This is a genomic window from Streptomyces sp. P3 (genome assembly GCF_003032475.1).
Taxonomy (GTDB): Bacteria; Actinomycetota; Actinomycetes; order Streptomycetales; family Streptomycetaceae; genus Streptomyces.
Genome location: NZ_CP028369.1, coordinates 5,195,843 through 5,209,080, shown reverse-complemented (window position 1 = coordinate 5,209,080; position 13,238 = coordinate 5,195,843). Strand labels below are relative to the sequence as shown.

The 13,238-nt window shown below is 72.2% G+C and carries 9 protein-coding genes and 1 pseudogene; 3 read left to right on the top strand and 7 right to left on the bottom strand.

Annotation, left to right across the window (positions count from 1 at the left end; translation table 11 throughout):
• Positions 1 to 62: 62 nt before the first annotated feature.
• The 4 genes and pseudogenes from C6376_RS23530 to C6376_RS23515 all read right to left on the bottom strand — a co-directional run bounded on the left by C6376_RS23530 (position 63) and on the right by C6376_RS23515 (position 5,156).
• Positions 63 to 719 carry a response regulator transcription factor gene (locus C6376_RS23530; RefSeq protein WP_107449131.1) on the bottom strand — a complete coding sequence of 219 codons (657 nt, stop codon included), beginning with the start codon at positions 717 to 719 and terminating at the stop codon, positions 63 to 65.
• A complete protein-coding gene (locus C6376_RS23525; protein WP_254076018.1) occupies positions 716 to 2,026 on the bottom strand; it encodes a sensor histidine kinase in 1,311 nt (436 codons plus the stop codon). Before C6376_RS23525 ends, C6376_RS23530 begins: the two co-directional genes overlap by 4 nt.
• 415 nt (positions 2,027 to 2,441) lie before the next feature.
• Positions 2,442 to 2,600, bottom strand: a pseudogene (locus C6376_RS46450) (AI-2E family transporter); the annotation flags it as partial.
• Positions 2,601 to 2,903: 303 nt separating this feature from the next.
• A complete protein-coding gene (locus C6376_RS23515; RefSeq protein ID WP_107445246.1) occupies positions 2,904 to 5,156 on the bottom strand; it encodes an MMPL family transporter in 2,253 nt (750 codons plus the stop codon).
• 471 nt (positions 5,157 to 5,627) lie between these two features.
• On the opposite strand from C6376_RS23515, the gene C6376_RS23510 reads away from it, so the two are divergent.
• Positions 5,628 to 6,557: an alpha/beta hydrolase gene (locus C6376_RS23510; RefSeq protein WP_107445245.1), complete on the top strand. Its 930-nt coding sequence runs from the start codon at positions 5,628 to 5,630 to the stop codon at positions 6,555 to 6,557.
• A 299-nt stretch (positions 6,558 to 6,856) separates the two neighbouring features.
• Here the strand turns inward: C6376_RS23510 and C6376_RS23505 are convergent, their stop codons facing one another.
• Positions 6,857 to 8,716, bottom strand: coding sequence for a ricin-type beta-trefoil lectin domain protein (locus C6376_RS23505; protein WP_159083235.1), 1,860 nt, complete (start codon positions 8,714 to 8,716; stop codon positions 6,857 to 6,859).
• 177 nt (positions 8,717 to 8,893) lie between these two features.
• Positions 8,894 to 9,016, bottom strand: a complete 123-nt coding sequence (locus C6376_RS46170; protein ID WP_301554701.1) for a hypothetical protein — start codon at positions 9,014 to 9,016, stop codon at positions 8,894 to 8,896.
• Positions 9,017 to 9,548: 532 nt separating this feature from the next.
• Here C6376_RS46170 and C6376_RS23500 point away from each other — a divergent pair.
• The gene (locus C6376_RS23500) at positions 9,549 to 10,430 is read left to right on the top strand and encodes an amidohydrolase (protein WP_107445243.1); all 882 of its coding nucleotides are present in this window, start codon (positions 9,549 to 9,551) and stop codon (positions 10,428 to 10,430) included.
• Between the two features lie 177 nt (positions 10,431 to 10,607).
• Here C6376_RS23500 and C6376_RS23495 read toward each other — a convergent pair whose 3' ends face one another.
• The gene (locus C6376_RS23495) at positions 10,608 to 11,771 is read right to left on the bottom strand and encodes a hypothetical protein (protein ID WP_107445242.1); all 1,164 of its coding nucleotides are present in this window, start codon (positions 11,769 to 11,771) and stop codon (positions 10,608 to 10,610) included.
• A gap of 207 nt (positions 11,772 to 11,978) precedes the next feature.
• Here C6376_RS23495 and C6376_RS23490 point away from each other — a divergent pair, with 207 nt between their 5' ends.
• Positions 11,979 to 13,172 carry an aromatic acid exporter family protein gene (locus tag C6376_RS23490; RefSeq protein ID WP_107445241.1) on the top strand — a complete coding sequence of 398 codons (1,194 nt, stop codon included), beginning with the start codon at positions 11,979 to 11,981 and terminating at the stop codon, positions 13,170 to 13,172.
• Positions 13,173 to 13,238: the final 66 nt, after the last annotated feature.

Genomic DNA, 13,238 nt, shown 5'->3' with positions numbered 1-13,238 from the left:
CGAGTTGCGGGAGAGGGCCGGGGCGGGGCTCGGCGTCGCCGTGGCCGACGGGACGAGCGCGTTCAGGCGGGCCGGACCAGTCCCGCGTCGTAGGCGAAGATGACGGCCTGCACGCGGTCCCGGGCGCCGATCTTGGCGAGGATGCGGCTGACGTGCGACTTGACGGTGGTCTCGGCAAGGTGGAGGTGCTCGGCGACCTCGGAGTTGCTGTAGCCGCCGGCGACGGCGGTGAGGACCTCACGCTCGCGTTCGGTGAGCACGGCGAGGCGCCGCTCCTGGTCCCCGGTGTGACCGGGCAGGCGGTTGCTGAAGGCGTCGATGAGCTTGCGGGTCAGTCCCGGCGAGATGACGGCGTCCCCTGCGGCCACCGCTCTGATGCCCGCGACCAGTTCGTCGGGCAGGGCGTCCTTGAGCAGGAACCCGCTCGCACCGGCGCGCAGCGCGTCGTACGCGTACTCGTCGAGGTCGAACGTCGTCAGCACCAGCACGCGGGAGCGGCCCCCGGACTCCACGATGCGGCGGGTGGCCTCGATGCCGTCCATGCCGGGCATCCGGATGTCCATCAGGACGACGTCGGGGTGCAGTTCGGCGGTCATGCGGACGGCCTCCGCGCCGTGGGTGGCCTCGCCGACCACGGTCAGGTCAGGGTGCTGTTCCATGAGCATGCTGAACCCGAGGCGCTGCAACGCCTGGTCGTCGACGATCAGAACGGTGGTCATCGTGGGTGCTCCTCCTGTGCCGGAGTGGACGGCGGGGTGGTGTGCAGAACGGCGCGGACGGTCCAGCCGCCCCGGGGACCGGGTCCCGCGCTGACGGCGCCCTGGTAGAGGGCCACGCGTTCGCGCATGCCGAGCAGCCCGTGGCCACCGTCGCCCGCGGTGTGCCGCCGGGCGGCGCGCGGCGGGCCGGTGTCCTCGACGGTGACGTGCACCGTGCCTTTCTCCGCGGCCACGGACACCTCGACGGCGGTGTCCGGGGAGGCGTGCTTGAGGGTGTTGGTCAGAGCTTCCTGGACGATCCGGTAGACGGCCAGCTGGAGGCCGGTCGGCAGACCGGTGAGGTCGCCCGCAGTGTGCAGGGTGGCTGCCGGGCCGGCGGCCCGGACCCGCTCCAGCAGGGCCTGGAGGTCGGCGGTTCCGGGCTGGGGGCTGAACGGGGCGTCGGGGCGCTCGTCGTCGCGGATGGTGGACAGCAGGCGGCGCAGGTCCGCCAGTGCGCCGCGTCCGCTGTCGGCGATGATCCGCAGGGTGTCCGCGCCGCGCTGCGGCTTCGACTCGGCGAGCCCGGCCGCCCCGTCGGCCAGTCCGACGATGACGGCGAGGGTGTGCCCGAGGATGTCGTGCATCTCCCGGGAGATACGCGCGCGTTCCGCCGCCTCGGCGAGTCGCGCGCGCTGGTCCCGCTCCACTTCCAGACGGACGGCATGGTCCTCGAGAGCGGCGATGTAGGAACGGGCCACCCGGCCGGCCAGGCCCAGTCCGGCGATGGCGAGCATGCTGAGGACGAGTTCGGTGGTCACCGCCAGCGGGCTGTCTATGCGCGCGATCTGCCGGTCGGTGGTGAAGGCGACGATCGTCATGATCGTCTGGGGAACCGCCACGCAGACGGCGAATGCCAGATGGACGGGTGGCGCGAAGCGGGCGAGGTTGTACAGCGTGATCAGCTGAGCGAGGAAGTGGGCGTTGGTCAGCACCCCCGAGGCGGCCTCCGCCATCGAGAACGCCGTCACCACGGCGAAGACCAGCAGGGGATGGTTCTCCCGCCACAGCAGCGGCACCGTGAATCCGGCCAGGAGCAGCAGCGACACGGGAAGGCCGGGCAGGCCGTCCTCGCCGGCGTCGAACAGCGCCGGGAGGCCGATCGCCGCGCACACCAGCGGTGCCGCCCATTTCCTGAACCGGGGATGGGCCTGGTTCATCCGGCTCATCGACATCAGCACGGTCAGGAGCCGTACGACGGTGCGCTGCTCGGGGCCGCCCAGCAGGGCACCGGGGTCGACCGGGCGGGCGTCTGAGGACGAGGTCACGGCGTGCGTCTCCGAACGTACGGGCGGACCGTCCGCAGGCTCCCGGGGGACGCGGGCCTACGGACGGCGACGGAGTGGTGGGGGACGACGCTACGCGATCGGCGCGCACGGCGATCATGACCGAACGTCGGTTCGCGCGCGGTTCGCGGCGCCCGGGAACCCGGAACGACCCGACAGGTGCCACAGGTGCGACGGATACGGGCGCGGCGGAAGGACGCGTCGTCGTCCTTCCGCCCGTCGCCGGGGCCTCGGCGACGGCCTGTGCCGGGGTGGCCGACACGGCAGGGGGTTCGCTCCCCGTCACCGCGCGGGGCGTCACGGCTTCGGCGGCCCCGGGTGCCGTGGAGACCGCAGGAGGGCCCAGGGCCGTCCCGTCCGCCCTTTCCGGGCGTCCGCGAAGCTCCGCGAGCACTCCGGACACCGCGGCGGTCGACGGGACCGACAGGGGCATGCCGAGGATCCCCGCGACCGAGGCGCCCGCTGTGAGCGCCGGCAGGATCACCGCCGGAGGCATCTGCAGGGTGCGGCCCTGGATCACCGGCCGGAGCACGATCCCTTCGAGGACCCTCCTCACGAGGACCACCGGTGTGCCGGATCACCGGACGGGGCCGGTGCACCTTCGCGATCCGACGGGCCGGTCCGGGTGCCCGACGGGCTGTGCGGGCATCACCGGCACGGCTGTTCATTCCGCTTCGTCTCCGCTCACGGGTGGCGCTCTCGGCGGCCAGTGCCCGGCTCTTGTTCGGTGCTCTCGCAGGGGACCGTCCGCCGGCCCCCGGGGGGAGAGGGACCGGCGGACGGTGATCGGGGGGACGGCCGGCACGCGCGGTGCGTGTGTGGGGGGCGGGCGCCGGCCGTCGCGGGGCGGGCGGAGCGGTCAGTCTCCGCCGGGGCGCACGGGGGCGAGTCGCTTGCGCTCCTCGGCCCCGTCGCCCGCGGCCGTCGCCGTTCCCAGGGTTCCCGCCGCCAGGGCACGGCGCAGGTTCTCGCCCTCGACGTCGACGTCCGGAAGGATCCGGTCGAGCCGGCCGGGCAGGCGCCAGGCGCGGCGGCCCAGCAGGGTCATGACGGCGGGCACGATCGTCATGCGCACGACGAAGGCGTCGAACAGCACCGCGGAGGCGAGGCCGAGGCCGATCGACTTGATCAGCGACGCGTCGGCGAGCAGGAACCCGGCGAACACCGAGATCATGATGACGGCGGCGGCGGTCACCACGCGGGCGCCGTGCCGGAATCCGGCGATCACCGCCTCCGTGGGCCCGGCGCCGTGGACGTACTCCTCCCGCATCCGGGTGACGAGGAAGACCTGGTAGTCCATGGCCAGACCGAACACCACACCGATCATGAAGATCGGCATGACGCTCACGATCGGCGCGGTCGTGTCGACGCCGAACAGCTCCTTGAGCCAGCCCCACTGGAAGACCGCGACCAGCACGCCCAGCGTCGCCGTGACGCTGAGCAGGAAGCCCAGTGTCGCCTTGACGGGCACGAGGATCGAGCGGAACACCAGCAGCAAAAGGATCATCGCGAGGCCGACGACCACCGCGAGGTAGGGCAGCAGGGCGTCACCGAGCTTCTCGGAGACGTCGATGTTCAGTGCCGTCGTGCCGGTGATCACCACTTCGGCGCCCGTCGCCCGGTACACGGCGGCGGCGCTGGTGTCGCGGATCTCGGAGACCAGGTCGATCGTCTCCGTGCTGCTCGGGGAACTCTTCGGGACGGCACGGATCAGGGCCACGTCACCCCCCTGGTTGAACACCGGCGGGCTCACCGAGGCGATGTCCGGCAGTGCGCCCAGGACGGTGGTCGTCTGCTGGGCGGCGGCGCGGGGATCCTTGCTCCCGCGGGCGTCGACGACCACCGTCAGCGGGCCGTTGTACCCCGCGCCGAAGCCCTTGCTCAGGGTGTCGTACGCGACCCGCTGGGTGCTGCCCGGTGCGGCGGTGCTGTCGTCGGGCATGCCGAGCCGGAGCGAGAGCGTGGGGAGGGACAGAATGCCGAGGCAGAGGACCGACAGGACGAGTGCCGGCCACGGGCGGCGGGTGACCAGCCGCGCCCAGCGCACGCCCATGGGCTCGCCCTCGCCGCTCTCCAGCGCCCGCATGCGCCGGGTCCTGAGGTTCCCCTTCATGATCCGCAGGCCGGCGAATCCCAGCACCGCGGGGAGCAGGGTCAGCGCCACGACCACGGCGACGACGACGGCGAAGGCCGCCGCCACGCCCAGGTCGGTCAGCATCCGGATGCCGATGACGCTCAGCCCGGCCAGCGCGATGACGACGGTCAGACCGGCGAACACCACCGCCGAGCCCGCGGTGCCCAGGGCCCGCCCGACGGCCTCCTCCGGTTCGTGGCCGTCCCGGATCTCACTCCGGTAGCGGGACACGATGAAGAGCGCGTAGTCGATCGCCACCGCCAGGCCCAGCATCAGCGCCAGCGTCGAGGAGGAGGAGCTCATGTCCACGAAGGCGGTGGCGAGGGTGATCGACAGGATGGCCACGACGACGCCGAGCAGCGCGGTCAGCAGGGGCAGCCCGGCCGCCAGCAGGGAGCCGAAGGTGATCACGAGCGCGACGGCTGCCACCGCGAGCCCGATGAGCTCACCCGCGTTGGCTCCTTCCTTCTCCTGGACGGCGTTGCCTCCCAGGCTGACCGCCAGGCCCGCCTTCTCGCCCTTGCCGGCGACGGCGTGCAGCGCGTCCCGCGCCTCGGACGTGACGTCGGCCTGAGCGACCTTGTACGTCACCTGCGCGTAGGTGATGGTGCCGGACGCGCTGACCAGGCGACTCCGGTAGGGGTCGGTGACGTTCGCGACCAGCGGGGCCCTCTTCAGGTCGGCGATCAGCGACTCGACCTCGGACCTGTTCGCCCCGGACGTGAGCTGCTGCCCGTCCGGCGCCTCGAACACCACGCGGGCCGTGGCGCCCGACGCGGACGCCTGCGGAAACTCCTTGTCCAGCAGGTCGAGTGCCTTCTGGGACTGGGTGCCCGGAATCGTGAACTGGTCCGACGTCTTGCCGGACACGTTCGCGGAGCCTATGCCGACGACCGCCAGGACGACGATCCAGAGCATGAGCACGAGTCGTCGTCGCCGAAAGGCGAACCGGCCGAGCCGGTAGAGAAGGGTGGCCACGGGAATACTCCCACCTGGGAAATCACGGAACGGATGACAGAAGGTCGGTGGGTCCTGCGACCCGGATCTCACGCTAGGCGCGGATTTCCGGCCCTCCACGGCACCGGGGAAGCGAATACGGCCGGGCCGGGCGGTACCGGGGTACCGCCCGCACTCGTCCGAAAGCACGTACGCGGAGCGGGTCCGGACGGCGGGCTCCTCCGGGAGCGTCGGCGCTGGCGGGAACCCGGGCGCGCGGCGCCGTGACCGCGTGCGCGGACGGTGCCGTACCTCCTCGCGGAGGATGCCGACCGGTACCCCGGTACTGCCGGAACCCGTCGTCTTCGCTTCCCGGGGGTCTCGGACACCCGCCCGGCGGTTCCTAACCTGAACGCGTCTCCCCGGCGATCCGCGTACGGACGCCACCGCACCGCGAGTCCACTCCGAGGCGCATCGCCGTCGACCTGAGCGCCCCTCCCGAACGGAGCCGTCATGTCCCTTCTCGCCCGGCCGAAAGTCGCCTCCGTCGCCGCGAGGACGATGCAGCGCCTCAACGCCCTGCTGGCCGACCGGCACGTCGCCTCGACCCTCCTCAACCGGTATCCGGAATACCCCCGCAACACCCGCGAGCTGACCGTCCCGACGTCCGTCGCCCCCGCCCGGGCCGTGGTGTACCTGCCCGACGGCCGGGCTGCCGGGCCCCTGCCGGTCTACGTCAACTTCCACGGCGGGGGCTTCGTGCTGCCTCCGATCGAGCTGGACGATCCGCTGTGCCGTCACCTCGCCGCGGAGGCGGGCGTGGCCGTGGTGAACGTGGACTATGCCGTCGCCCCGCAGCACCCCTTCCCCGCCCCGCCCCACCAGGCGTACGAAGTGGTCCGCTGGATCGCGGAGCACGGCGACGAGCACGGGTGGGACGGCAGCCGACTGGTGGTGGGCGGTCAGAGTGCCGGGGGCGCCCTCGCCGCGGCCGTGGCCCGCCAGGCCCTGGACAAGGGCGGTCCCTCGATCGCGCTGCAGGTCCTCCACTACCCGCCCCTCGACCTCGCGACCGATGCCCGGGAGAAGCACTCGTCCGCCGCCAAGCCGCTACTGCGCCCGTGGATGGCCGACGTCTTCGACTCCGCGTACGTCCCGGACCGGAGGCGGCGCAGCGATCCGCTGGTCTCCCCCGCGCACCCGTCGGACACCGCGGACCTCACCGGCATCGCCCCGGCCCTCGTCATCACGCCGGAGCACGACCTGCTCCACGCGGAAGGCGTCCGGTACGCGGAGCGGTTGCGCAGGGCCGGTGCGCTGCTCGACCACCACGACGTCCCCGGGGCCGACCACGGCTACGACCAGAACGACGCCGAGACGGCCCGGGACGTCTACGCCCTGATCGCCGATCACGTGCGCCGGGCCACGGCCCCTCGGGCCTAGGACGCCGACGGGAAGACCCGCGCCGGCACGCGAGCCGTCCGCTCGGTCCGCTCCGTTTCGACGACGCACGCGGCGCGGGGCCGCGTGCCGCTGGGCAGGTGCAGGCTGGGCCGCGCGACCGCCACGTACCCGAGAGGTTCTGGGAGTTCCCTGTGCACGATCGCCGCAGGTCGGGCGGCGGGCAGGGGCGGACGCGGCGCTCGTCCCCAGAAAGCTCCCAGGGCCACCCGGCGAACGGCGGTGCGCCCGGCCGGGCCGTGGAACGTGTCCCACGGCCCGGCCGGGCGCCGTCCGCGCGGTCAGCCGCCGCTGGAGGCGGACCACTTCTGGTTGGGGGCTCCGGTGCAGCTCCACAGCTGGATCTTCGAGCCGTTCGCCGTGCCCGTGCCGGTCACGTCGAGGCAGAGGCCGGACAGGTCGTTGGTGACGCTGCCGTCCGCGTGGAAGGTCCACTTCTGGCTGGCGCCGCCGTTGCAGTCCCAGGTGACGACCTTCGTGCCGTTGGTGGTGCCGTTGCCGTACGCGCCGAGGCACTTGCCCGCGACCTGCAGCTCACGGCTTCCGGAGTACAGGTACTGCTGGTTGGTGTTGCCGGAGACGCAGTCCCAGATGTACTGCTGAACGCCGTTGGCCGGGTTGCCGGTGTCGTCGAGGCAGCGGTTCGAGCCCTGGCCGACGATCTGGCCGGCGGCGGTCTGCGCGCTCCGGGTGAAGGTGACCGTGGCGTGCGAGGGGAGGGTGTAGGTGAAGGAGCCGGCGTTGTTCCAGGTGGTGGTGAACGTGGTGGCGGAGGAGTTGTTGTTGTAGGCGGCCAGGACCTCACCGCCGTCGGGGTTCTTGTAGGCCTGTGCCCAGATCCCGCCGCCGTCGCTGTACCCGATCCGGGTCGCGCCGGGCACCACGAACTTGGAGAACTGGCCCAGCTGGTAGTAGTTGTCGGTGTAAGTGGCCTTGCCTGTGGCCTGGTCGATGGTGACCAGGCCGGTGCAGTTGTCGCAGCCGACGCCCATCTTCGGGCCGCCGTCGGTGTCGAGGGCCAGGTTCCACAGCAGGGCGCCGTTGGCCCAGTTGAAGGTGGACTCCAGGGCGAGCTGGGCGGCGTTCATCGGGGCGATGCCCGGTCCGGTGGAGCACTCGCTCTCGTAGATCCGCTTGTCGGGGTAGGAGTTGTGGATGGTGGTCATCCTGCCGAGGTCGTCGCGGTAGCAGTGCCATGCGGTGCCGTACATCGCGTCGCGCGCCGCCTGGTTGCCCATCAGGGTGTTGGCGTAGTTGGTGTCCACGTGGTCGGCGTCCCCGCCGAGGATCTTCGTGTCGCTCAGGCCGGCCTGCTGCAGCGCCGGGGCGAGGTTGCCGGCGATGAACTTCGCCTCGTCACCCGCGGCCCACAGCATGGCGGAGTACGTGGAGGGGGAGATCGTCGGCTCGTTCTGCGGAGTGATGCCCCAGACGTTGACGCCCTTGGTCTGGTACTCCTGGAGGAACTTGACGTAGTACTGCGCCAGCGGCCCGTACATGTCCGAGCGCAGGGTGCCGTTGTTCGTGCCGAGCATGGTGTTGGTGGTCTTCATCCAGGCCGGCGGGCTCCAGTTGTTGGCGAAGAGCTTCATCGACGGGTTGAGCGCCTGGGCCTGCTTGATGACCGGGATGACATAGGCGTCGTCGTGGGCGGTGGAGAAGTTCGCCAGAGTCGGGTCGGCGACGCCGCCGTTGTCGTCGTAGGAGTAGGTGCCGGGGCTGCCCGCGGGGGTGGCGGTGTAGTCGGAGGAACCCATCGGCGTCCGCATCAGCGACAGGCCGATGCCCGGGCCGCGGGTGAACAGGTCGCGCATCACCCGGTCACGGGTGGCCGCGCTCAGCTTGTTCTGCAGAAGGTAGGCCGAGGTGTCCGTGAACGCGGCGCCGAAACCGTCGATGGTCTGGAACGACTGAGTGTCGTCCACCTTCAGATTCACACTGCCCGAGGACACCGGCCCCAGGGCGATGCCCGGCTGCGGAGTCAGCGCCTGGCTCAGGTCGGACGTCGTCAAGGTCACGCCGATCGTGCCGCTCACGGCCTGCGCGGGTGCCGCGGCCAGGGCCGCCACTCCCCCGGTGACGGCCAGCGTCAGCGCCACGGCCTGGGCACTCAGCCTGCGGAGCGGTTGTCTCATGTTCATGGGAGCATCCCTGTTCACTTGCGGTCGGGTCGACTGCCTTCGGCGCGGGCCGGACCAGATCTTCGGGGCGCTCGCCCCGCGCCACCCCGCCGCAGCCATGGCGCACGACCGGCTGCGGCGGGGTCCTGACGTGTGGGCATGGCCCGCTGCGGTCCGTGGTGGGACACCCGCACCGGGTCACGGGCCCTCGACAACGGGCGGTGCGGTGAACGCGCGGCCGGAGCCGAACAGGCCGCCCTCGACCGCCGCCCCGGCGACGGCCGTGGTGTCGGCCAGAAACCGCCGTCCGTTCCACTCCAAGCCCTTGATTGCTCGGATGTTTCTTGAGCTGGGAGGACGTTACGGCGACGCCACCAGAGATGACAAGGGGGTGATCGACAGGAATCCTGCGGCATCGGGGCCGGGAGCGCCACAGGGAGGCCACGACAGTCACGGACCGCTGTCCGACAAGCCTACTGAGCTGTGTTTTTGCTACACCCACCGTACGATCACGGCGATCCGGGGAGGCCGGCGATGCGGCAGCAGCGACTCCGGGAGCGCCACCGGACATCCCATGAATGGAGATCGCGCGGTCCGCGCCCTCTATGGGTGAGTCGATACGCACGTAATACGATGGTCGTTACCGGACACAACCAGGAAAAGAACCTCTCACACATGGGATCATTGGATTGCCCGCGCGACCGGCAACGTCTACAGTCGCCACTGTTTCAGACATCCGATGACCCCGACTCTCCGAGCCGACGCCACGCGTCTCTCGAAGGGCTCTGCCACCCCTGCACCTGCACAGGAGTTGCTGTCATGATCATCCACTGCGACGGACCGGACGCGGCCCGTGTCTGACCACGCGCGCTCCGGGCTCGTCGACGCCCACCACCATGTGTGGAATCTCGACCGGCGGTCCCAGCCCTGGCTGGACGAGCCGGGCCACGAGTCGATCCGTCGCTCCTTCGGCATCGGGGATCTGCGCGCGACCGCGACCCGCACGATCACGGGCCGCTCCCTGACGCAGACCGTGGTCGTCCAGTGCGTGGCGTCCCTCCCCGAGACGCGCGAACTGCTCGCCCTGGCCGAGCGGGACCCACTGATCGGCGGCGTCGTCGGCTGGGTGGATCTGGCCTCTCCGGCCATAGGCGACATCCTCGACAGGCTGCGCGCCGGACCCGGCGGCTCCCATCTGCGGGCCGTGCGCCACCTCGTCCAGGGCGAGCCGGACTCCGGCTGGCTGCAACGGCCCGTCGTGGAGTCGGGGTTGCGCACGGTGCGCGACAAGGGGCTCGGCTACGACGTGCTGATCCGCGACCACCAACTGCCCCAGGCGATCCGGCTCGCCGAGCGCGTGCCCGGCCTGCCGCTGGTCCTCGACCACGCGGGCAAGCCGCCGATCGCGGCCGGCGACCTGGGTGACTGGGAACGGCGGATCCGCCGGCTGGCCTGCCACACACAGGTCCGGTGCAAGGTGTCGGGCCTGGTCACCGAAGCCGACCGCGAGAAGTGGGACATCGCTGACATCCGTCCTGTGTGGGACGTGCTGCTCTCCGCCTTCGGCCCGGGACGGCTCATGTTCGGCTCCGACTGGCCGGTCTGCGTCGTCGCCGGCGGCTGGAACGCCTGGGCGGCCACCGTCGAGGAGCTGCTGCGCGACTGCTCCGCGACGGAGACCCGGGCCATCCTCGCCGACACCGCGACCGAGTTCTACCGGCTGCGGCCGCGGTGACCGCGCCGGCCGGGCCGGAGAGCAGCCACCGGGCCGCCCCGGCCGCCGTGTGCCGAGGGACCGGATACGGCAGGCCTCCGGGGTCTGCACGTCACGTCACGGCCGGGGTGCGTTGTCCGGCGGCCGGCACGTGACCTCACGGCGTTCCGGCTCCTGTTCGCCAAACCGCGCGCTCCCTCACGGCCGGGCGGGTTCCGGTTCCTCGGCCGCCGCGTCCACGGCCGGCCCGCGTCCCCCGGCCGTCCGCAGGGTCACGGTGGCCGCGGCTCCCGCCGTCAGGCCCCAGACGAGGGCTGCCGGGACTCCGTCGCCGATGCCCGCGGACAGGTACATCAGGTCCCACTTCAGGGTCGACCCGTCCAGCGCGACCCGCAGCAGCTGACTCGCCAGGAGTCCGACCACGGTCAAGCACACCGTGGCCACCGCCATCGCCGGGACCGTCACCCGCGTCAGCATCGCGGGCAGCCGCCGCAGCGCCGTCCACACCAGGGCGAGCAGCAGGACGTCCACGGCCCGGTACAGGAGCCAGTCCCCGAACGACACTCCCGCCGGAGCGGACCAGGCGCCGAGAAGCAGCCACTGGCGGAGGAGGTCACCCGGTTCGGAGAGCAGCCCGCCGCCCGAGAAGGACGTCTGCAGTTCGGCGGCGACCGACTGGTACGAGAGGACCACCAGGGACAGCGCGATCACCGCCGTCCCGACAGTGGCGGCCAGCCGGGCCGCACGCGCCGGGACGGCCGCACGCGGCAGCGGATCCGCGCTCCTCGCGATCACCCGCGCGACGAGGACCGTCGCCAGCGACGCGAGCAGTGAGGTCACCACCAGCATCTGCCGCCCGGAGGAGATCACGCCCGCCAGTTGCGGGAGGAAGCGGTAACTGCCACGTCCCCGCGAGGCGATCAGCCACGGCGCGGAGACGGTCACCGCCAGCGTCCCGGCCACCACTCCCCAGCCCCACAGCGCGAGCAGCGCGGCCGGCAGCCGGCCGTCGACCGGCGGCAGCCGGCGGACCAGGAGCATCGCCCCCGGCACGAAGAAGACGAAGACCGCGGCGAACCGGATCTGCAACGCCGTTTCGTACAGGGACAGATAGCGGGTGGCGTCGCCACCGGCAGGGTCCCCGATCTCGCCGAGCGCGCCGGAGCCGAACCGGACCGACGCCGCGGGGTCGTACGACCAGGGGGCGAGCCACTGCTGGAGTTCGGCGACGAGCCGGCCGCCCAGCACGTCGGTGGCGCCCTGCAGGTGCAGGGCCTCGGTGCTCGCCCCGGCCCACCACAGGAGCGCCGTGAGCAGCACCCCGCCCGTCACCGCAGGTATCGCCGCACGCCGATGTGTCATGTGTGTCCCCCGTACTGGTCGAACGCCCGTGAGTCGAGTCCCCCGGTCGGCTGGAGACTACGCGGCACCGATCACATGGGGATCACGGTCGGGCGTGAACTCGTTGACAGCACGCCGGGTGACGGCACGGCGGTTGTTCCCGGACAGTGCGCTGTGACGTCGCGCACGGTAGGTGCGTTGCGGGCCTGGTGTGGCACTTGATGTGCCATGGAGTGGACTCACGCGACGACACGGGCACCGCAGGCGGCATGGCCGACTCGACTGGTGCGGGCGGTACGGCTGAGCGGCGGGAACCTCGTGCGGACCGCTCGCCGGGCGTGGGCCGGGCCGGGCCGCGAACGGGATCTCGTGGCGCAGGCCGGCAAGGCCGCGCTGGCCGCGTGGGTGGCCTGGGCGGTGGCGGGCTGGTGGCTCGCGGCGCCCATGGCGTTCGTGGCGCCGTGGGTGGCGGTCGTGCTGGTGGAGGCGACGGTGTACCGGTCGGTGGCACACGGTCTGCAGCAGCTCGCGGCGATCGCGGCGGGCACCGTGGTGGCCACGGCGGTGGCGTTGCTGCTGGACGGCACGATGGTCACGATGGCCCTGGTCCTGCCGGCGGTGCTGCTCCTCGGGCAGTGGCACCGTCTGGGCAGTCAGGGCGTGTACGCGGCCACCGGCGCGCTCTTCGTGCTGACCGGCGGCCAGGTCACGATCGCCTCGTCGGCGGCCCGGGTCGCGGAGGCGGTCTTCGGCGCGGCGGTCGGCGTCGCGGTGAACGCGCTGGTCCGTCCGCCCCTCTATCTGCGCGACACGCGCACCGCGCTGGAGGACGCGGTCCGTGAGGCGCGGGAGATCCTCGACGCGGTGGCCGACGGGCTGGCCGACGGCGAGTGGGACGACCGGGCGGCCGCCGAGTGGCATGCGCGCGCCCTGCGTCTGGGCCGTCTGGTGGACCAGGCGCGGTCGGCGATCGGCCGCGGCACGGAGAGCATGCGGGGGAACCCGCGCGGCCGACGCCTGTACGCCGCGGCGCAGCCCGACAAGCCGTACGGCGACGCCGTGGTCGTGCTCGACTACATCGCCGTGCACACCGCCGGCGTGACCCGGACGGTGTGGGAGGCCGTGGACCACGGCAGCAAGGCCGCACAGCCGGCCGCGGAGATCGCCCGTCCGTACGCGGACTTCCTGCACCGCACCGCCCACGCCGTGGCGCTCTACGGCAGCGCGCGCTTCACGCCGGCCGGCCATGACGCCGCCGCCGCCGACGAGCTCCGCGAGGCGGTCGAGGAGCTGCACCACCTGCTCGACGCGTTCCGCCGACGGCTTCCGGGCGCCGTGCGGGACGACCCCGACGCGCTGTTGACGTACGGAGCGCTGCTGGCCCAGGCCCACCGGCTGGCCGATCAGCTCGTCCAGGACTGACCGGCGTACCGCCCCGGAAGTCGCGCTCTCGCGCCGTGCGGGACCGGGTACCCGAGAGGCGGTGGA